The sequence below is a fragment of the Bacillus cereus group sp. N21 genome (assembly GCF_016483395.1).
GTDB lineage: Bacteria > Bacillota > Bacilli > Bacillales > Bacillaceae_G > Bacillus_A > Bacillus_A pseudomycoides.
In genome coordinates this window covers 1-202 of record NZ_JAEHBX010000476.1, presented here as the reverse complement: position 1 = coordinate 202, position 202 = coordinate 1, and the positions used below count along the sequence as shown (strand labels likewise).

Below are 202 nucleotides of genomic sequence, written 5' to 3'. Positions count from 1 at the left end.
CCATCGGCGCTAGAGAGCTTAACTTCCGTGTTCGGTATGGGAACGGGTGTGACCTCTCTGCCATCATTACCAGACTTTTATTATTATACACATTCCTTACGGAATGTCAACAGGAATTTTAAATATATATTCCTTCAAAACTAGATAACATTTGCTTCATATTATATGGTTAAGTCCTCGATCTATTAGTATTCGTCAGCTC

Annotated in this window: 1 rRNA gene; it reads right to left on the bottom strand. The window is 38.1% G+C overall.

The features are described 5' to 3' along the window. Nucleotides 1–74: ribosomal RNA gene (rrf, locus tag JDS96_RS31700) — 5S ribosomal RNA — on the bottom strand; the annotation flags it as partial. Between the last annotated feature and the right edge of the window lie 128 nt (nt 75–202).